We start from the raw sequence: 19,131 nt of genomic DNA on the forward strand, positions 1-19,131 counted from the left end.
TGCCCTAAAGAAACAAAAATAATTGCCGTTAGGCATATTAACGATCACTTTAAAGTCGTGCCTGACTCTCTGCAGGGGGCTGGTACATGAGGAAAAAACATGTCAAATGTACTCACCATTGGTAAGAGCGCACTCAACGCCGCACAAGTAGGCATTGCCACCGTTGGCCATAACATCGCTAATGCCGCGACGCCGGGCTACAGCCGTCAGGTCGTTGTACAGGCAGCGGCACAGGCGCAAAACTTTGGTTATGGCTTTGTTGGCCAGGGCGCCAATGTCGTCGGCATACAGCGTGTTTACAATGAGACGTTGGCCAAACAGGTGATTAATGCCACAGCAACGGCCAAATCCAGCAGCGCCTATTACAGCAATATCAGCCAGATTAATAACCTGCTGTCAGACAGCACCGCTGGCTTAAATCCTGTGATCACGAGTTTCTTCAGCGCGGTGAGTGCCGCCGCTGCAAACCCAAGCGATACAGCGACACGCCAGACATTTATGTCTTCAGCGCAGTCCATGATCAACCGCTTCAACTCGGTAAATAACCAGCTTCAGGATATGCGCAACAGCATTAACACGCAGATCACAGCGAGCGTAGACACGATCAACAGTTATGCCTCACAAATCTCCATCCTGAACGACACGATTAACAAGGCGCTCAACTCTACAGGCAATCCACCCAACGACCTGATGGATCAACGCGATCAACTGGTTGCCAAAATCAGTGAACAAATCCAGACAACGATCATTAAGCAAGATGATGGTTCTTACAATGTATTTGCGGGCAGCGGCATGCCACTCGTGGTCGGCACGACGCAATATTCTTTGTATACACGAGCAAGCGATACCGACCTTGGTCGACTCGAAGTTGCCTATGGTAACCCGGCGAGTCCAAAAATCCTGAGTAACGAAACGCTGACCGGCGGGATACTTGGCGGTGTACTTAAATTCAGAACTGACACGCTGGATGTTGTACAAAACCAGATTGGACAACTTGCCTTGACGTTAACCAGTCAATTTAATGCGCAACAAACCCAGGGGCTGGACCTCAACGGCATTGCTGGCACCAATCTATTTAATACCATCCAACCACAAGTGTCACCAAGTAGCCACAATCCAAGCACCTCGCCGCAAATTACAGCGTCATTTGACAAAACCAGCCTGGTGACAAGCAGTGATTACAGCGTGAGATACACCTCAGGTAACTATGTGATCACACGGCTCAGTGATAATACGTTGATGCCAGAAGGCAATACAGGCGGAGTGAGCCTGCCGCAAACATTCAATGGCATCACGATTGATGTTGGTGCAGGTACTCCGGCAGAAGGGGACTATTATCTTGTTCAGCCTACCCGGGGCGCTGCCAGTAATCTTTCTTTAAATTTCACTGATGTGAGTAAACTCGCACTCGCCGATGCCACGGGTGGTCCAGGGAACAACGTCAATGGCCTGCTTTTAGCAAAGTTGCAGACCGGTTATTTCGTTGACGGCGGCAACACCCTTACCCAAGGCACAGTGCGGCTGGGAGGCAGTGATACCGATCCGGTATATGGCACTTACTCAAGATCATTTTCTCAAATGGTGAGTGCCGTTGGCACCAAAACCAATGAGCTGAGCATCACCAGCCTGGCAGACGCAACTGCACTTGAGAATGCGACCAATGCGATGCAATCGGAATCAGGGGTTAATTTAGACGAAGAAGCGACGGATTTGCTACGCTACCAGCAGGCCTATCAGGCAGCCGGAAAAATGATGCAAATTGCAAGCCAGCTATTTGAAGTATTACTGCAAATGGGTCAATAAGCTTTTCAAGGATAGGCGATCATGAGAATCAGTACCAATACTATTTTTCAATCTGGCACGAACCGGTTAATGGGCCTGCAAACAGATTTGAACAAGTTGAGTATTCAGACTGCCACTGGTAAAAGAGTAAACTCCCCTGCCGATGACCCTGTGGCTGCAGCCAGATTGTTAGAGCTGAATACCGCAAAAGATTTAAATGCGAACTTTGCCAGTTCGCGACAAACAGCAGAAACACTGTTGGAAACCTACGAGACTAGTCTCACCAATGTGACTAATACCATTCAGGCGATCCAGTCAACGGTCATTTCCGCAGGGAATGGGTCATACACAGACTCGGAACGCGCAAAACTCGGCAATGAGTTAAAAGGTTACCTGGATACTTTATTAAACCTGGCCAACAGTAAAGATTCACAGGGTAATTACATGTACGCAGGCTATGCGACACAAACAGTGCCTTTTGAACTGAATACTGTGAGTGGTCAGTATGAGTATAAAGCCAACTCAACACGCACTGAGTTACAGGTAGACATACAAAGTAAAATGACTGTGACCTACACAGGCGATCAGATTTTTGGTCCAGATGGCGCCAATGTATTCAAAAGCCTGCAAGACATGATCACTCTATTGCAGACCCCCATTACGGACAGCACAACGCAAGCGACTTATTCTGCTGGCCTTGCATCGACAATTGATCAAATGCAGGGCTGGCTGAATAACGTACTGGATGCTCGCTCAGAAATTGGTAGCAACCTGAATTTTATTGAGACCATGAACACCACAGGCGAAAGCTTGAACTATCAGTATGATGCATCGATTTCTGAACTGCAGGATCTGGATTACGCGCAGGCCTTGTCAGATATCTCCAAGAAAACAAGCATCTTGCAGGCAGCACAAAAAGCATTTGTCGCCACCTCAAATATCTCCCTGTTCAGCCTGATTTGATTCTGAATACCTGGGCTGGTTAGCGCAACACCTGTAACATCAGTTGCTGCGCATCTATCAGCCAGCGGTTGACCGGATTCACTAAGGCAGGCAGGCTGAGCAGCGTCATCAGGAAACCCACTGAAATAGTAATCGGGAAGCCGATACCGAAAATATTGAACTGCGGTGCCGCTTTGGTGAGTATCCCCAGCGCCATATTGGTAATCAGCAAACTGGCCACCACGGGCAGTGACAACATCAAGCCTTGCGAAAATATATGCCCACCCAGTGTGGCGATGGCCTGGCTATTGAGTTGCCAGTGTTCGAGTGCTATGGGCATGGTTTCAAAACTCTGTAACATCACAGCCACCACAATCAGGTGGCCATCCAAGCTCATAAACACCAATAGCGTCAGCATGGTCAGAAACTGGCCAACGGCAATGGTTTGCCCCTGGGCCTGTGGATCATAAAAGCTGGCAAAGCCCAAGCCCATGCTCATGCCCATCATGAAACCGGCCATTTCCACGGCGGTAAATAGCAGGCGCATGACAAAGCCCATGCTGATACCTATGAGAAACTGTGCCAGCAAAGAAAGTAGGCCCTGCCAGGAAAACACTTCAATGGCGGGGACCTGAATAGAGGGGACAATGGCAAGGGTGATGACGAAACCAACGGCAAGCTTGATGCGCTTGGGAATGGCAGGATGGCTAAATAGCGGAACGACGGCCAGGCAGCCCAGGATACGGGTCAGTGGCCAGAATAGCTGGACAATCCACAATTGCAGATCTGACGCATGGATATTCAGCATACCGTGTAAGCGTCTGTTTAATTAACCATTTGTGGGATCATGGTGAAAATATGATGCATATAATCCACCATAGTCATCAACATCCAGTGGCCCGCCAATAGTAACACTGCCATCACGCCGACCAGTTTGGGAATAAAAGACAGTGTCTGTTCATTAATCTGCGTGGCGGCCTGAAAAATACTGACGATCAGGCCTATCATCAGCGCTGTGCCCAGCACAGGTGCTGCCACCAGCAATGTGGTTTGCATGGCCTCACTGCCCAATGAAACAACTTGCTCAGGACTCATGACCTACTCCTAGGATTCAAAATAAAAAGGTTAAATAACAAAGCTTTGCGCCAGCGAACCCAGTATCAGTTGCCAGCCATCCACCAGTACAAACAGCATGAGTTTGAATGGCAAAGACACAATAGACGGTGACATCATCATCATGCCCATAGCCATCAGGATACTAGCCACCACCATATCGATAATCAAGAATGGGATGTAAATGGCGAAACCAATCTGGAAGGCCGTTTTCAACTCACTGGTCATAAATGCCGGTACCAGTATCCTGAGCGGTACGTCTTCTGGCGTCTGGATAGCTTCTGTATGCGCCATATTGGCAAACATGGCCAGGTCACTCTCACGCGTTTGCTTGAGCATAAAGCCTTTCAAAGGCAATACACCGCGCTGCAAAGCTTCCTGCATGGTGATTTTGCTTTCTGACAATGGCTGGTAGGCGTCGGTATAAATCCTGTCGAAGACCGGCCCCATGACAAAAAAAGTAATGAACAGCGCCAAACCAATCAATACCTGGTTGGATGGCGCAGACTGCGTTCCCAAGGCTTGGCGCAATAAGGACAGTACAATGACGATTCTGGTAAACCCCGTCATCATCAGCATGGCTGCCGGGATAAAGGTCAGCGAAGTGAGAAGGATCAGTGTTTGCAGGCTCAGTGTATAGTCCTGGCCTCCGCCAGGTGCAGGGGTCACTGTGCCAATAGGCAAGCCCTCTGCCGCCCAGGATAATCCTGGCAGAGCCCACAACAGCCCCACTGGCAGCAACACAGAAAAAATAGACTTTACAACTGAAAATACCCGCATGTACATGGCACCCGAAACTTGCTTGTCCCTGGCGTGTAATGCCTGGCACAAGTCCATCAATAAGTAGGGTTATGGTACGCCAGCGCTGGTAAAATCAAAGGTCGGAAATGAACGACTCAAGACTTGTTTTTGAGGGATTTGACGGTTTGTTGCACCGTGGCCTGCATGGCCTGTTGTAAACGTACAGCAAAAGAAGCATTCGGATCTACCCCATGGGAGGATGTTGCGTTCGCGCCCTCCTCTGCTGGCGTTTCAGTGATCACTGGGTCCACCTCGCCCAGGGCCGTCATTTGCCCGGCATTGATGCCAACCACTAGCCAGCGACCTGCTACTTCCAGGACAACAACACGTTCCCTTGGGCCTAACTGCAAGCCACCGACCTGTTTGATCACGCCACGATGGGCCATGTTTTGTCCTGGCATGACGCGTCTTAACAGCCATGCGATGGCGGCAATCACCAACAAGACGATTACGGTGCCAAATACCATGCGCCCCAAGCTATCACCGGTACTAGGGACGGCAGATGCCGTCGTTGCAGGCACAGCTGCGTACGCCACTCCAGTGGTCATCATGCTGCCCATCCAGGCGAGTAACAGCTTGCTGCAATACTTCATGGCACGATTATCAGACATCCAGTTAACGGTTCAGTTTGCGGATACGTTCGGCCGGCGTGATGATATCGGTCAAGCGGATACCAAACTTGTCGTTCACCACGACCACTTCACCCTGGGCGATCAGGCAGCCGTTCACGAGTACATCCATAGGCTCGCCCGCCATGCCGTCCAGCTCAACCACCGAACCCTGTGCCAGTTGCAACAGGTTCTTGATCGAGATCTTGGTACGACCCAGCTCTACCGTCAACTGTACCGGGATATCCAGGATGAAATCAATATCATTCTGCGTCCCTTCCAGTTTATTGTTAGCGCTAAACTCGTTAAATACCGCGGTCTTGCTGGTTTGTTCCTGTAGCGCTGAAGACTCAGCCTGGGTCTGTTCGGCTAATGCCGCCCCCCAGTCATCTTCTGCAATCGTCTGTACATCACCGGGATCAGATACTCCCATGGCAGCCATCGCTGCATCCATATCCTCATCAGCACTATTCGTGGCGGGATCCATAGCCATTATGACTCTCCTTGCAATTGCTCCTGACTACCGTCAGCGCGAATTAACTTTTCAACCTTGAGGGCATATTGCCCGTTAAACACTCCATAACGACATTCCATGACCGGAATGTTGTCAATCTGTCCTTCTATCGTGTCACTGATATTAATCGGTAACACATCGCCTTCTTTCAGCTCCAGCAAATCTGCCACGGTCATCTTGCGTTTCGCCAGGTTTGCCACAATTTCCACTTCTGCTGCCTGTATCTGTTGCGTCATTAGCTTGACCCAGCGCTTGTCGCCACCCAGATTTTCACCTTGCAGTGGTGATGTCAGCAGGTCCTTGATCGGCTCGACCATGGAATAAGGCACGCAGAAATGCATTTCACCGCTATTGGGTCCCAACTCAATATTGAAGGTAATCGCGACGACCACTTCGTTAGGCGTGGCAATATTGGCAAATTGCGTATTCATTTCAGAACGCAGGTATTCGAACTTGACTGGATAGACCGGTGCCCAGGCTTTTTCATACGACTCGAACATGATATTCAGGATACGCTGGATAATGCGCTGCTCAGTGGCCGTAAAATCACGACCTTCGACACGGGTATGAAAGCGGCCATCGCCCCCAAACATGTTATCTACGACCAGGAACACCAGTGTTGGATCAAGCACCAGAACGCCTGTTCCCCGCAAAGGGTTCATATGAATGAGGTTCAGGTTGGTAGGTACCACCAGGTTACGGATGAAATCCGTATATTTGATGATCCGTACCGGGCCGACCGACACCTCTACCGTCCGGCGCAAAAAATTGAACAGCTCTACGCGCAATAACCGTGCATATCGCTCATTGATCATTTCCAGCGTGGCCATCCGGCCGCGCACAATCCGCTCTTGGGTCGCCAGGTTATAAGTACGTACGCCGGACTCGTCCTTGCCAGACGAATCACTTTCGTCATCCCCCTCAACACCTTTGAGCAGGGCATCAATTTCGTCTTGAGATAGGAACTTGTCAGCTGACATAATGATTCACTTTAAACAACAGGCTTATACCATTACTGGATCACGAATGAGGTAAACAATACTTGGGTCACTTTAACCGGTTTGCCATGTGCGGCGAGCGGCTTTTTGAGTTCGGCCAGCAACTCTTCACTCAGTTGAGTCTTACCTTCCGGCGTAGAAATATCGGAGGCTTTTTTACTGGTTAACAGTAACAACACACGGTTACGCAACGCGGGCATCTGGGCTTTCATTTTTTCAGCCAGCTCGGCACCTTTGACTTCTATTGTCAAATCCAGCTGCAAGAACTTGTCATCCGGGTCGGGTAACAGGTTCACGGTAAATGTTTCAAACTGCACATACGTCGGCGCCGTTTTAGGGTCAGCATGACCACCAGCCTCTTCAGGTGCCTCTTCTGCCTCTTCTTCACTCACCGCTTCGTCTTCTGCGCCTTCGGCTTTTTCGGCCTTATCGCCATGTTTATCCTTGGCTTGATGCGCCTCCGGCTTTTTCATCAGGAAATAAGCAGCAGCACCGCCACCAGCAGCCAACGCCAGTACAACGGCCAATATCACGATCAATTTCTTCTTGGATTTAGGCGCCGCCTCTGCTGCGCCTTCTGCTTTTGCTGGTTCTTGAGCCATGACACAAACCTTTCTTACGTAAAACTTTAAGTGTTTATGATGACATTATGCGCAACACTGCGTGGTGGAGATTGCCAGATAAAAGGGTTAAATCGGCGCTTAATCTGGATTTACGGCAGGCCGGCTTGCGATGCGCTTGCCGACCCTGGGTATTTGATGGGGTGCGTTAGACGAAAGTATCAACCAGGCCGCGTGCAACCGTCGTTTTCACGGCTGTTTGAAGGGCTGCACCGTCTGGCTCACCCGTGGTGCCTAAAGACGACGGGCCGCCCTGGCGTGTGGTTTGCTGCTCAAAATGCTGCTGTGCCTGTTGACCATCACCGACAAAGGTTTGGCCTAACTGCAAGCCTTGTGACTGCATGCGGTCACGTAAATCCTGCATGCCATCTTCAAGCGCCTGACGCACTAATGGGTTATCAGTAATAAAACTGGTGTTGACGGACTGGTTATCCACTTTAAGCACGACCTGGATAGGTCCCAGGTCAGGGGGAGACAAGGTCAGGCTGGCCACATCATCGCCACTGCCTACCATATTCATGACATGCTGGTTCATGGCCGTTTGCCAACGCTCATTGCCAAATGGAACTGCCATTTGCGACATGGCCACCTGCGTGGTTTGGGCAATCCCCGCCGCATTCAACCATGAACTATTAGGTAACGCTTGCGCGACTGGCTGTGATGCCAGATTCAAAAGGTCTGCCGACACCTCTGTGCCGCGTCCCTCTTTGATTGCAAAGGCCGCAGCGCCGGTTTCCCGGCTAGTGTCAGCCATCAACTTGGCATTCACCAAGGTTTCTGGCAAAACAGCGTCTTTTCCTGTAGAAGCCTGTGGCGTATCACTCAACACCTGCTTGAAGTCCATGCCTTTATCCTCTGCTGTGGTGTGCACGGCAGGTCCGGCTGGCAGAGGGGTTGTGGATGCTTTCTCCATAGACTCAGCGGTCTGTGGCAAAGTATTGGTGGTGACCGTCTCAGGGAGGAGTTGCTTGTCAATCGTAGCCACACTAGCAACTTCTGCTGCGGCATCCTCTACCAATGCTACCTTTGGTTGTGTCTCCGCTGGCGCAGATGGACGCATGGCAATCATGGTTTGCATCCACGGCGAAATGCCGGCTGGGGGCTGGTCATTAGCCGCCAGCTCTGCGAGCAAGCGTTTCTTGCGTTCCTGCGGTGTTTCAGTCACGGCCGCGGTATCTTTCAATACCTCGGTTTCTGTCTGTGCCGGAACACTCTCTGTCGGGGCTGCTGTTTCAGCAGGCTTTTGCTCGTCCTGTTTACTAGAGGATGCTTTTGGGGTATCCGCGTCGTTCTTGACAGTATGACTATTGTTGGATGGCTGGGAGGATGGTGGTGTTTTGTCTGCTGCAGTCGCTTTGGGAGTTTCCGCTTTGCTAGAAACCGGGATGACTGGTTTGCTGCTTTTCTGCATCTGCTTGCGCAACGCCTGGGCAAATTCATCGGAGCCACTATTTTGTGGTTCCTGTAATGCCTGGCTGGCAGATGCGGTCTTGACGGCATCTGCCCCTGTATTCAGTAAAGCAGCTGAATTTAAAAACGCCATATGACTCTCCCGGACTCTCTCTGTTTACAGACGTGACCGTTTGGCACGACTGGCAAACTCATCCATCATTTTCTGGTCACGCTTGTTTTCTGCTTTCGCCTGCAAGGTTTCTGCACGCGTGATCAGGACTTCAAAAGATTTTTGTTTGCGCTGTTTTTCCTGCAATAGCTGTCGTTTGTGCTGCACATTCGCCTGGCACTGTTCGATTTGAGCATTTTGACTCCTTACCGCCAATTCCAATTGCGAGAAAAAGCCCTGAAAATTGCGGTATAAATCTGCTTTGAGTCCTTTTTGTGCGGCTGACTGCCATTGTTGCTGGTATTCCTGCTGATATTGTTCCAGCATGGTACGCTGCTGCTCAGCCTGTTCCAGCTGCTGCATGGCCTGCGCCAATATTTGCATGGCCGTTTCCACTTCATCTGCAGCCAGCTGGTTCAGCAAAGCCAGCGTTTGGGTAGACTGTTTTGCCATAAAATACAGCTCACGCTAGGCAATTGTGTTGGCCAGTTGCTGCAAGCTCTCTTGCATATAGGCACACTCATCAATATCTTGCTGTAAAAACGCATTGATCTGGTCGCGCTTGTGAATGGCGATATCCAGCATGGGATCAGACCCTGGCTGGTAAGCCCCGACAGCAATTAAATCCTGGTTGCGTAAATAGCGTGAATAAAGCTGTTTGAGTAATCTCGCCGCCTGCTGGTGCTCTTTACTGGTGATATTGTGCATGGCGCGGCTGATCGATTGCTCAATATCAATCGCGGGATAATGTCCACTTTCTGCCAGGTTACGATTCAGTACAATATGACCATCCAGGATCGCACGCGCCGAATCGGCAATCGGATCCTGCTGGTCATCGCCTTCGGTCAGCACGGTATAAAAAGCGGTAATAGAACCCTCGCCCCTGGCACCATTCCCGGTACGTTCCACCAGTGCCGGCAATTTGGCAAAGACTGATGGAGGATAACCTTTGGTCGCTGGCGGCTCGCCAATTGCCAGGGCGATTTCACGTTGCGCCATGGCATAACGGGTCAACGAATCCATGATCAGCAATACGTTTTTACCCTGCTGGCGAAAACGTTCAGCGATCGCCGTCGCATAATTTGCCCCCTGCAAACGCATCAGCGCAGACACATCTGCCGGTGCGGCAACCACCACGGATCTAGCCAGGCCTTCAGGGCCCAAAATCTGTTCAATAAACTCCTGGACTTCACGGCCCCGTTCACCAATCAGACCCACCACGATCACATCTGCCGTCGTATAGCGGGCCATCATGCCCAGCAATACGCTCTTACCGACACCGGAACCGGCAAACAAGCCCAGACGCTGACCACGGCCAACGGTGAGCATGGCATTGATAGCGCGCACGCCCACATCTAAGGTATCTTCGATTGGGGCACGCATAAGAGGATTAATCACGCGGCCATTCAATGGCGCGGTCACTTCGGTTGAAATCGGGCCCAGGCTATCAAGCGGGTTGCCAGCAGCGTCTACCACACGGCCGAGCAAGCCATCACCCACAGGGAAATGACGTGCACGGTCTTGTGCACGGCGACGCGGCGGGCGGCCAAATTGCGGTTTGGGTAAAGTCTCCGTCACTTCCATGCTGAAGACTTTGGCACCTGGGGTCACGCCATCGACGGCAGTTTGTGGCATCAGCAGCAAGTTTTCACCATCAAAACCAACCACCTCGGCTTCTACACGCCCACCATCTTGCAAAGGAATATAACAAGCTCCGCCAATCGGCATCTTAATGCCGGTGGCCACCATCACCAGGCCAGTAACTTTCACGATACGTCCGGCCACCTCCAGGGGTTCCACCAGGTTAATCAGCTCGGTACAGTCTTTAAGGTAACTTTGCCAACGCTGGTTATGTATATTGTCCTGCGCTACGCGCTTAGCCTCGGCCATCAGCACCTGAGCTAAATCTATCACGGCTTCTGTCGTTGGCTTTGGCTCATCGGCAACCAATGGCGTGACATCGTCACCGCGTGCTTGGCTGAGGGGATTAGTGATATCTTGTTCGGTAGTTGATGTCATAACTTGGATCAATCGCTATTCTGACTCTCTGGCGTGATTATGGGTGATCATCGACTACTCAGTGCTATTCAATGGTTTGTGCCAGTCGTCAAAACGCGATAAGCCCTGCACCAGTCGTTTCCATCGCATCTCATTCGTCGCATCAATCTGGTTCTCTGCAGTTTCTACCAGACAGCCACCACGTTCAATCTGGGCATCTTCCACCAATTGCCAGCCCTGCTCCCGCAGTTCTTCACCGATATGGCTGCGCAATACTTTGGCATCTTCGTGATTCACAATAATTCTGGCAGGCTGTTTGACCTGTGGCAGGTAATGCATGGCATCGAGTACGACAGGAATGACAGCTTGCGGATCTGCCTGCAGTTTGGTTTTCATCATGGCCTTGGCCAGATCCAAGGCCAGGCTTAAGACAGATTCAGCAATATTCACATCCTGCATGGCCAGGGCCTGCTGGAAATTGGCTGACATTTGCAACAGCTGTGTCCGCTCTGCGTCTAATTGCTTTTCAGCGCGCCCCATGCCATCGACATAACCGGTTTTAAAGCCTTCTTCATAAGCTTCCTGACGGACTTGCTTGAGAATCTGACTGACTGTGCGCGCATTTTCCTCTGCCTGTGCACGATCGCGTTTAACACGTTCACTGGAATCAGAGTCATCAAAGCTGGCCATCTCCCAGCGCTGGTAAGCACTCATTTGCTCTTTTGGAATTGCAGAAGCTACCATATGACACTTTCCTGACTGAATGCTTTAAACATATTGTTCGCTGTCACCTTTGCCTGCCAGCATGATCTGGCCTTCATCAGCGAGGCGACGTACAATTTGCAGAATTTGTTTTTGCTGTCCTTCGACTTCTGACAGCTTGACCGGACCGCGGCTTTCGAGATCTTCACGCATCATGTCAGCCGCACGGGAAGACATATTGCGGAAGAATTTTTCCTTCATCTCGTCTGAGGTGCCTTTCAGGGCCACAATCAACATATCGGACTGTACTTCACGCAACAACACCTGTATGCCTCTGTCGTCAATTTCCATGATGTTGTCAAACACAAACATCTGGTCCATGATTTGCTGGGCCATGCCATCATCGTAGCTTTTGAGGCCGTCCATCAACTTGGCTTCATGTTCGCCGCTGATGAAGTTCATGATCTCGGCCGCTGTTTTCACGCCGCCAATGGCCTGGCGCTTGATATTGTCATTCCCCGCCAGCATTTTGAGCATGCCTTCATTGAGTTCGCGCAGGGCTGTCGGCTTGATACTATCCAGGGTGGCGATACGTAAAATCACATCCTGGCGCAGACGCTCAGTAAAGTGTCCCAGAATTTCTGCAGACTGCTCAGGTTCCAGGTGCGACAGGATGGTCGCGATAATCTGCGGATGTTCATTCTTGATAAAGTCCGCCACACTGAACGCATCCATCCACTTCAGGCTTTCAATACCGGCTGCATCCTGCGATTGTGGAATACGGTTCAACAAGTTAGAGGCTTTATCATCGCCAAAGGCTTTAATCAGTACCGAGCGGATATAGCTGTCTGAATCCAGGCCAAAATCGCTGCTGCTGGCAAAGTCCACCATGAACTTCTCCAGCACCTCTTCCACTTCTTCACGAGGCACGGGCTTCATGGACGCCATGACGATGCCCAGGCGTTGTACCTCTTTAGGCGTCAAATGCTTCATGACCTCGGCGGCTTCATCTTCACCGAGCGCCAGCATTAGAATTGCACTTCTGTTTAATCCCTGGTCGCTCATGCGTTATTTCTCCGCCGAAGTCCAGCTGGAAACCACTTGGGCGACCATACGTGGATTTTCTTTAGCTACCTGCTTGGCGGCTTCTAGCGTTTGGTCTAGGCTGCTGGGCAAGGCAGTAGCATCACCACTCAAGGTGACCAAGGCATCCTCGCCATCAGCACCGGCGCCCGCAGCGACTGCACCATCAGGGCCGCCCAATGCGGCAGTGCCTGCCAATGCCAGCTGTTTTTTGTCTGCGCCTGTCAACTTATTCGCCATGGGCTTAAGCAACTTTTTGTAAATCATCATCAGCACAATCAGGCCGGCGATAAAGCGCAAGGCATCTTTGCCGTACTCGATAGCGAGTGGATCTTTCCACAATGGAGGCTCTGCCAATTTTTCCTGGGCTTCGGCAATAAAGGGGGTGTTCACCACAGAGATGCTGTCACCGCGCTCTTTATTGAAACCCATTGCCTGCATGGCCAGGTCGCTGACCTGCTGCTTCTCGGCAGCATTCAAGGCGCGGTAAGTGGTTTTGCCTGTGCTGTCCACGACCGGAATATGGTTGACCACCACAGCCACATGCAAGCGCTTGATACCGCCCTTGGGCTGCTGGATATAGCTGACAGTCTTATCCAGCTCATAGTTGGTTGTCGTGTCTTTTTGTGTGTTTTGTGGCGGAGCAGGTGGCGGAGTCGGCGTAGCACCCTCCTCGCCTGGCGCCTGCGCACCAGGAGCATTAATCGGTGCTGTAGACTCACCTGGAGGTTGGTTAGATAGCGCGCCTGGCACAGCACCGTTGTTGCCGCTAGCGCTTTGAGACTCACGGCTTTGCGCACTACGGATCGCCATATCATCAGGCTTGGTATTGGGTTTATAAGACTCGTTGGCCTGCTCGGTCATGGAGAAATCAATTTCCGCACTGGTTTCCGCATGGACATTTCTGGCACCTACGATAGGCGTGATGATGGCCTCAACGCGGCGCGCAATGCTGTTTTGCATACTTTCCACATACGCCATCTGCTCAGGGTCCAAACCGTTCTGCTTGATCTTATTGGCATTGTCAGATAGCAGATTGCCGTTCTGGTCTACCACGGTGACATGGTCGGCAGACAGATTAGGAACACTACTGGCAACCAGGTGTACCACGGCGGCGACTTGCTGTGCATCCAGGCGGCGGGCATTATGCAAGTTAAGCAAGACGGAAGCGGTTGGGTATTGTTGCTCACGGACGAATACACTAGGCTTGGGAATCGCCAAGTGGATACGGGCAGCCTGTACAGCCGAAATAGACTGGATACTGCGTTCCAGTTCACCTTCGAGACCACGCTGGAAGTTCACCTGCTCGACGAACTGCGAGACCCCGAATTTTTGGTTCTCAAGCAATTCAAAACCGATATTGCCGCCTTTGGGCAATCCTTGAGCAGCCAGTTTCAGGCGCGCCTGGTGTACTTGGTCAGCAGGGACCAGAATAGCGTTGCCACCTTCAGCAAACTGGTAGGGAATATTCAGCTTCTCAAGTTCAGCGACAATGGCTCCGCCATCTTTATCGGCAAAATTCGAAAACAACACGCGGTAATCCGGTTTCTGGCTCCACAACCAGAAGACGACCATGACAGCCACAATCGCAGCAATCCCCGCGACCAGCAACAGCTTCTGCCCCAGTTGACCGAACATATTCGGTGTACTGTTGGACTCATCATTTGTCGTAAGTAAGGCAGCATCAGCAGCCATCTAAACCTCCATGTTTACTACTCTTGGTATTTCGGCCTTTATCCACTGCGGGATTGCCAGGCCAGAAACACTCTCCGGAACTTGAGCACCTGTTAAGGACAACTCACATGGATCACATTATGCGCTGACTCACTATTTTCAAATTGCCAAATAAGACGGATTAATGTTGCCTATTTTTCAGAGCAGTCCCGATAGTGGAATGCTAAAGTGTCTACCATGACGATTAAGGGCTTTATCTGCCCTGATAATGAAAGGAGACCACCATGAACGCAGGCGGTATTGATGCACAACGCATCACGTCCATGCTGGCACAATTACGTGCAGCGGCACAAAAACCTGAAGGCCTGGGTAACAGCGCAATTGCCACCCCTGTCCAGAAAACCAATGCAGCCAGCCCGACGAGCCAGGTCAGCTTCAGTGATGCCCTCAAGGCCTCACTGGACCAGGTCAACAATATGCAATTGCAGTCCGAAAAACTGGGCAAAGATTTTGCCATGGGCGATGACAGCGTCAGCCTGTCTGATGTCATGATTTCAGGCCAGAAAGCCAACATTGCTTTTCAGGCAACCGTCCAGGTGCGTAATAAACTGGTCTCAGCCTATCAAGACATGATGAATATGCAGGTGTAAACCTACCTCATCTATGGCTTCATCTATGCAATTGGATCCAGATCTTAATCTGGCTCACTCAAACCGCAGGGGGTTCCCGCATTTCCCCTTGTTCCAGTTGATACAACCAGGCCAGTATTTCAGCGATTGCCTGGTATAACTGTGGCGGGATATGGGTATCCAGTTCCACCTGCATCAACAGGCTTAACAAGGCTTGCGACTCATGCACATAAACCTCATGCTCTTTGGCAATGGCAATAATCCTTTCAGCCAGTAAACCGTTCCCTTTTGCCACCACACGTGGTGCCAGATCACCAGCTTCATAAGCCAGGGCCACTGCAGACTGGGTGTAGGCTTTATCCCGCTGCATATTGCCGCCTTTGTGCTTTTGTCTCATCCCCAAGAATCTGTAACGCCTCCAGTTTTAAACCGGCAGACTGTAGATTCATGGCTAACTGGCTACGACTGGCCTGCATAGTGCCGAGTGCCTGCGAATCACTAGGCTGCACACGTATGCTGAAACGTCCGTTGACCATCGCAATATTAACAGTCACTTCCCCCAGGTTGGGCAAATGCAAGGTCAGGTCGCTTTGCAGGCTATTCAATACAGGCTCATCTGAAGATTGCGGAGAACTTTCCTGCTCGTTGACCTGCCATTTCATAGTTTGGCCAGGCCACACCTCGCCATGCCAGATCACGCGTTGCTGCTCGAGGACTTGCAGTTGCTGCGCCACCATTTCCGGAGGGGCAAAATGCGGTTTGTTTTGCGGTTCTTGCAGCAACTGGTGCCAGGGGCGGCTGCCCAAGGTCGCTTCTTTTAAATGGGACTCATAAAACAGGCCTGAATGATCCATGGCGTGCTTGAGGTCATTCGCTAGTACCTGCGGCTTCTGCGGACTATGACTGACCACGGCTTGCGCTTGCAGCGCTGAGGTTTGGTGGTCAAACGCCGACGAATTCAACCAGCGCTGCAAATGCTTGGCAGGACTACTCAACTCCACCAGACTGGCTTGCCCGGCAGCGGTTTTTGCCATGTCCTGCAAATGCTCTGCATGATCAGGCTGCGACATATCAGTCAACATAGCTGTTTGCCCCAGGTTTACTGGACCGCTGTGCGGATGATGAGGCTGCAGCCCCCATTTAACCTGCGGTAATCCCTCTTTACCTGCACTTTGTTGCGCCAGGCCAAGAAACTGCATCTGTAAGGTCTGCTGTTGTACCAGATGTGCGGGCAACTGCATTTGCACCAGCGCTGGCGGTTGATTGGGAAGCTGGATTTGAACCTTGAATTGTGCCAGTTCAGCGGCTTTGCCTGCACCGGCCTCTTTTTGTACGATCAGTCCGGTAAATTGCATGCCGGGACGCATGCGCTCCCACAAAGGCGCTTCGGATTGGGTGCCTTCTACGGGCAGAATCGAAGAAACAGCACGCAAGTTCTCTGCTTCATTGGCAATGAAACGTTGAGTGATCACTTGCGGGATGGGGAGCATCTAGGTCACATCCGGTGGGATACGCGCATGCAACTGCGCGTCAAAGATCATATCGGTAATCCGGTGCATCACTGGATACAGTAGATTGCGGATTTCTGCATCATCCGCCAGGATCTTCTGTACCAGCACTTGCTTACGGGCATGATATTCCGGTGCAAGACTTTCAGACGCCAGACGCATGTTCTGCTCCAGTGTCTTCACTACCTCAATCTTAAGCATGTAAGATTGTTCCAGTTCAGTCACCTTTTCCCAGGCATTCTGCCTGGCCGCAATAAGCATCTGCTCCATCAGTTTTGCAGCGGATTCATACGTATTAATCAGTGCCTGTGACATCTTAAGCTCCGGCAGTGGCCAGACGGCTGGCTTGCCCCATATGTTTTAATTCGTGAGTTTTCTGGGCAACCATCTGGCTTAACGCCATGTCTGCCTGGGCTGGTCTGGCAATCGCTGTTTTCTCCAGCGCTTCCCAGGCCCCTTTTAATTCCATCAGCAATTGCTGGATTTCCTGTACTTTTTTCACGTCCTGGCGCACGCTGGCTTCCATCAAGCTACGTGTCATGTATTGGTAAAGCTCATCCAGTTTTTGAGCAATATCACCGCCAGCACGCTTGTCCAGGCAGGCACGCAAACCACTGTCTACAATCGTCACCGCTTGGGTAAGGTATTGGCCTTTTTTTGCAATATCATGCTGCGCCATGGCTTGTTGAGCATGAATGCAGGCAGTAATGGCGCCATCATATAACATCACAATCAACTTCAATGGGCTGGCATCCACCACACCGGTTTCCAACCCTACGCTGGCATAAGCATTGACACCTGATTTTTTCATCCCAAACATTTTTTACTCCGTATTCTGCTTAAAAGCGCATGGTTAATATCAATTGCCAATCGCTCCCTGCAGACAACTACCGCTTTGACTAACTGTTGGCGCTGATCGCAGCCAGTTGTGAAGTCAGGTTAGTACTTGTGGTTTGCAAACTACTGAGCAGGGCATCCAGCTTTGCATACTGGGCGCGGTAACGTGCTTCAATAGAAGGCAGCTTGGCATTAATATCATCGGCCTTTTTATTCAAATCTTTAATCGAAGAGTTCAATCCGTCTGTTTTTGTGGTCAATGGACCATCAGATTTCAGCCACTCTCCCAATACGCTGCTGAGCTCACCTGCCAGGCCTTTGCTAAACGTAATGGTGCCGCGGCTACCTGTCGCCGTGCCTGTCACACTGATTTGCAAGCCATAGCTGGCATTTCCGCCCGCGCCTGTTAGCACCGATCCTGTGGTATTTGCCGTCACGCCATTGATGGTACCGATCGCGTTGATGCCATTTCCACCTAGCTGTGTGATGTTGACCGCATAGGTGCCCGACTGCGTATCGGCTTTACTGCCCATAAACGTGACCTGGGAGTCAGTCGTCGTGGCAGACGGTGAAAACAGCTTGGCCACGTCACTCACATTATTGGTGATGGCTTTTTGTAATTTGGTACTGTCTAGCGATAATGAGCCATCCGAGCCCATACTCACCCCGATATCCGACAAGGTTTTATATGTCGTCGCTGTAGGCGAGGAGGCCGATAGCATGGACTTAAGCTTCACCATCATATTGCGCGCCGTAGAGTCGCCAAGTAACACGCCATTGGCACTCGAACCCGCGGACACAAACTTGGTCAGGTTACGCATACTGGTATTCAGCGAATTATAGGCATCCACGAAGCTTTTTACCGAACTCTCTATCGTCGTTGTATCTGTATCGACGCTCAGTGCATTGGCCGTGGAGGTGACCCCTTTCAGGGTCAGGGTCACGCCCTGGATGACATCAGAAACGGTATTGCTTGACTTGCTGATGCTCAAGCCGTCTACAGTAAGCAGCGCATTCTTGGCCGCGACCAACTGGGTCATGCTATTGCTGGTTGCCAGCGGATCATAAGCCAACGCAGACAGGCCGGTGCTATCGGTATTATTACCATCATTATCCGCCACCGAAATCTTCAGGCTGTTTACCTCACCGGTATCCTTGGAGGTAATCACCAGTCGGTTGCCACTGCCATCATTGACGATGGAAGCGGTGACAGAGGCGTTTTTGGCATTAATCGCATCGCGTATCCCTGCCAGCGTATTGTTGCTGGAAGTGATGTCAATCTCGATATCTGATTTGCTGGCATTGGCGGTGAAAGAAGCTGGCGTACCGCCGTCAGCGGCGGTGTAGGTACCAAAAGAGATCGTCAGCTTACCTGTACCGATAATGTCTGTGGCGCTACTGTAAGCGGCAGAGGCAAGCTTCTGCGAAGTTGCCAATTGCGTGACGCTCACACTGTAGTTGCCCTTGACTCCCGTTCCATCAGCAGTCGCACTGATGGTGTTGCTATCAGAGGCAGTGACTGTTTGGGCATTGAATTTAGCTGCTGTGGCTAATTTGTCTACCGCGGTCTGAAAAGTACTTAATCCGCTTTTCAGGGTACTGTAAGCGGAAAGTTTGGTGTTGTAAGAGGATATCTTGGTTTTAATAGCGGTGAGAGGCTGCTGCTCGATCTGCATTTGAGCAGTGACCAACGAATCGATCGGCAGACCAGATGCGCCTGTAGAGGATACAATTGATGCCATTTTTAATCTCCCAACCTTT

21 protein-coding genes are annotated in these 19,131 nt (G+C 51.1%); 3 read left to right on the top strand and 18 right to left on the bottom strand.

The features are described 5' to 3' along the window. Window positions 1-99 precede the first annotated feature (99 nt). Window positions 100-1,803, top strand: coding sequence for a flagellar hook-associated protein FlgK (gene flgK, locus ACJ67_RS08845; RefSeq protein ID WP_049638760.1), 1,704 nt, complete (start codon window positions 100-102; stop codon window positions 1,801-1,803). A gap of 21 nt (window positions 1,804-1,824) precedes the next feature. Beyond that, complete coding sequence (flgL, locus tag ACJ67_RS08850) at window positions 1,825-2,745, top strand: flagellar hook-associated protein FlgL (protein ID WP_049638761.1); 921 nt, start codon at window positions 1,825-1,827, stop codon at window positions 2,743-2,745. Window positions 2,746-2,764: 19 nt separating this feature from the next. Here flgL and fliR read toward each other — a convergent pair whose 3' ends face one another. The 13 genes from fliR to fliF form a co-directional block, all read right to left on the bottom strand. Further along, window positions 2,765-3,532: a flagellar biosynthetic protein FliR gene (gene fliR, locus ACJ67_RS08855; protein WP_049638762.1), complete on the bottom strand. Its 768-nt coding sequence runs from the start codon at window positions 3,530-3,532 to the stop codon at window positions 2,765-2,767. 17 nt (window positions 3,533-3,549) lie between these two features. Then, the gene (fliQ, locus tag ACJ67_RS08860; protein ID WP_018985033.1) at window positions 3,550-3,819 is read right to left on the bottom strand and encodes a flagellar biosynthesis protein FliQ; all 270 of its coding nucleotides are present in this window, start codon (window positions 3,817-3,819) and stop codon (window positions 3,550-3,552) included. Window positions 3,820-3,849: 30 nt separating this feature from the next. Further along, window positions 3,850-4,617: a flagellar type III secretion system pore protein FliP gene (gene fliP / locus ACJ67_RS08865; protein WP_049639850.1), complete on the bottom strand. Its 768-nt coding sequence runs from the start codon at window positions 4,615-4,617 to the stop codon at window positions 3,850-3,852. Between the two features lie 116 nt (window positions 4,618-4,733). Continuing rightward, entirely contained in the window at window positions 4,734-5,249 is a 516-nt protein-coding gene (fliO, locus tag ACJ67_RS08870) for a flagellar biosynthetic protein FliO (RefSeq protein ID WP_231587136.1), read from the bottom strand. Between the two features lie 4 nt (window positions 5,250-5,253). Further along, complete coding sequence (fliN, locus tag ACJ67_RS08875; protein WP_018985030.1) at window positions 5,254-5,739, bottom strand: flagellar motor switch protein FliN; 486 nt, start codon at window positions 5,737-5,739, stop codon at window positions 5,254-5,256. Further along, the gene (gene fliM, locus ACJ67_RS08880) at window positions 5,739-6,740 is read right to left on the bottom strand and encodes a flagellar motor switch protein FliM (protein ID WP_049638763.1); all 1,002 of its coding nucleotides are present in this window, start codon (window positions 6,738-6,740) and stop codon (window positions 5,739-5,741) included. The genes fliN and fliM overlap by 1 nt, the downstream gene beginning before the upstream one ends. A 32-nt stretch (window positions 6,741-6,772) precedes the next feature. Next, window positions 6,773-7,360, bottom strand: coding sequence for a flagellar basal body-associated FliL family protein (locus ACJ67_RS08885; protein ID WP_049638764.1), 588 nt, complete (start codon window positions 7,358-7,360; stop codon window positions 6,773-6,775). A gap of 166 nt (window positions 7,361-7,526) precedes the next feature. Next, complete coding sequence (locus ACJ67_RS08890) at window positions 7,527-8,921, bottom strand: flagellar hook-length control protein FliK (RefSeq protein ID WP_049638765.1); 1,395 nt, start codon at window positions 8,919-8,921, stop codon at window positions 7,527-7,529. Between the two features lie 24 nt (window positions 8,922-8,945). After that, the gene (gene fliJ / locus ACJ67_RS08895) at window positions 8,946-9,392 is read right to left on the bottom strand and encodes a flagellar export protein FliJ (protein ID WP_049638766.1); all 447 of its coding nucleotides are present in this window, start codon (window positions 9,390-9,392) and stop codon (window positions 8,946-8,948) included. Window positions 9,393-9,407: 15 nt separating this feature from the next. Continuing rightward, on the bottom strand, window positions 9,408-10,829 hold the full coding sequence (gene fliI / locus ACJ67_RS08900) for a flagellar protein export ATPase FliI (RefSeq protein ID WP_156171706.1): 1,422 nt from the start codon (window positions 10,827-10,829) through the stop codon (window positions 9,408-9,410). A gap of 183 nt (window positions 10,830-11,012) precedes the next feature. Then, window positions 11,013-11,681, bottom strand: a complete 669-nt coding sequence (locus ACJ67_RS08905; protein ID WP_049638768.1) for a flagellar assembly protein FliH — start codon at window positions 11,679-11,681, stop codon at window positions 11,013-11,015. A 24-nt stretch (window positions 11,682-11,705) separates the two neighbouring features. Beyond that, on the bottom strand, window positions 11,706-12,704 hold the full coding sequence (gene fliG / locus ACJ67_RS08910; protein WP_049638769.1) for a flagellar motor switch protein FliG: 999 nt from the start codon (window positions 12,702-12,704) through the stop codon (window positions 11,706-11,708). A 3-nt stretch (window positions 12,705-12,707) separates the two neighbouring features. Next, window positions 12,708-14,417, bottom strand: a complete 1,710-nt coding sequence (gene fliF, locus ACJ67_RS08915) for a flagellar basal-body MS-ring/collar protein FliF (RefSeq protein ID WP_049638770.1) — start codon at window positions 14,415-14,417, stop codon at window positions 12,708-12,710. A gap of 263 nt (window positions 14,418-14,680) precedes the next feature. Here fliF and fliE point away from each other — a divergent pair, with 263 nt between their 5' ends. After that, the gene (fliE, locus tag ACJ67_RS08920) at window positions 14,681-15,046 is read left to right on the top strand and encodes a flagellar hook-basal body complex protein FliE (protein ID WP_049638771.1); all 366 of its coding nucleotides are present in this window, start codon (window positions 14,681-14,683) and stop codon (window positions 15,044-15,046) included. Window positions 15,047-15,104: 58 nt separating this feature from the next. Here the strand turns inward: fliE and ACJ67_RS08925 are convergent, their stop codons facing one another. The 5 genes from ACJ67_RS08925 to fliD all read right to left on the bottom strand — a co-directional run bounded on the left by ACJ67_RS08925 (window position 15,105) and on the right by fliD (window position 19,112). Next, complete coding sequence (locus ACJ67_RS08925) at window positions 15,105-15,395, bottom strand: EscU/YscU/HrcU family type III secretion system export apparatus switch protein (RefSeq protein WP_018985020.1); 291 nt, start codon at window positions 15,393-15,395, stop codon at window positions 15,105-15,107. Continuing rightward, the gene (locus ACJ67_RS08930; RefSeq protein ID WP_049638772.1) at window positions 15,382-16,515 is read right to left on the bottom strand and encodes a flagellar hook-length control protein FliK; all 1,134 of its coding nucleotides are present in this window, start codon (window positions 16,513-16,515) and stop codon (window positions 15,382-15,384) included. The genes ACJ67_RS08925 and ACJ67_RS08930 overlap by 14 nt, the downstream gene beginning before the upstream one ends. Continuing rightward, on the bottom strand, window positions 16,516-16,848 hold the full coding sequence (locus tag ACJ67_RS08935) for a flagellar protein FliT (RefSeq protein ID WP_018985018.1): 333 nt from the start codon (window positions 16,846-16,848) through the stop codon (window positions 16,516-16,518). A gap of 1 nt (window position 16,849) precedes the next feature. Then, window positions 16,850-17,353 (bottom strand): flagellar export chaperone FliS, encoded by a 504-nt coding sequence (gene fliS / locus ACJ67_RS08940; protein WP_049638773.1) that lies wholly within the window; start codon window positions 17,351-17,353, stop codon window positions 16,850-16,852. A gap of 79 nt (window positions 17,354-17,432) precedes the next feature. Next, entirely contained in the window at window positions 17,433-19,112 is a 1,680-nt protein-coding gene (gene fliD / locus ACJ67_RS08945) for a flagellar filament capping protein FliD (protein WP_049638774.1), read from the bottom strand. Window positions 19,113-19,131 lie beyond the last annotated feature (19 nt).

This window comes from Methylophilus sp. TWE2, assembly GCF_001183865.1.
Classification (GTDB): Bacteria; Pseudomonadota; Gammaproteobacteria; order Burkholderiales; family Methylophilaceae; genus Methylophilus.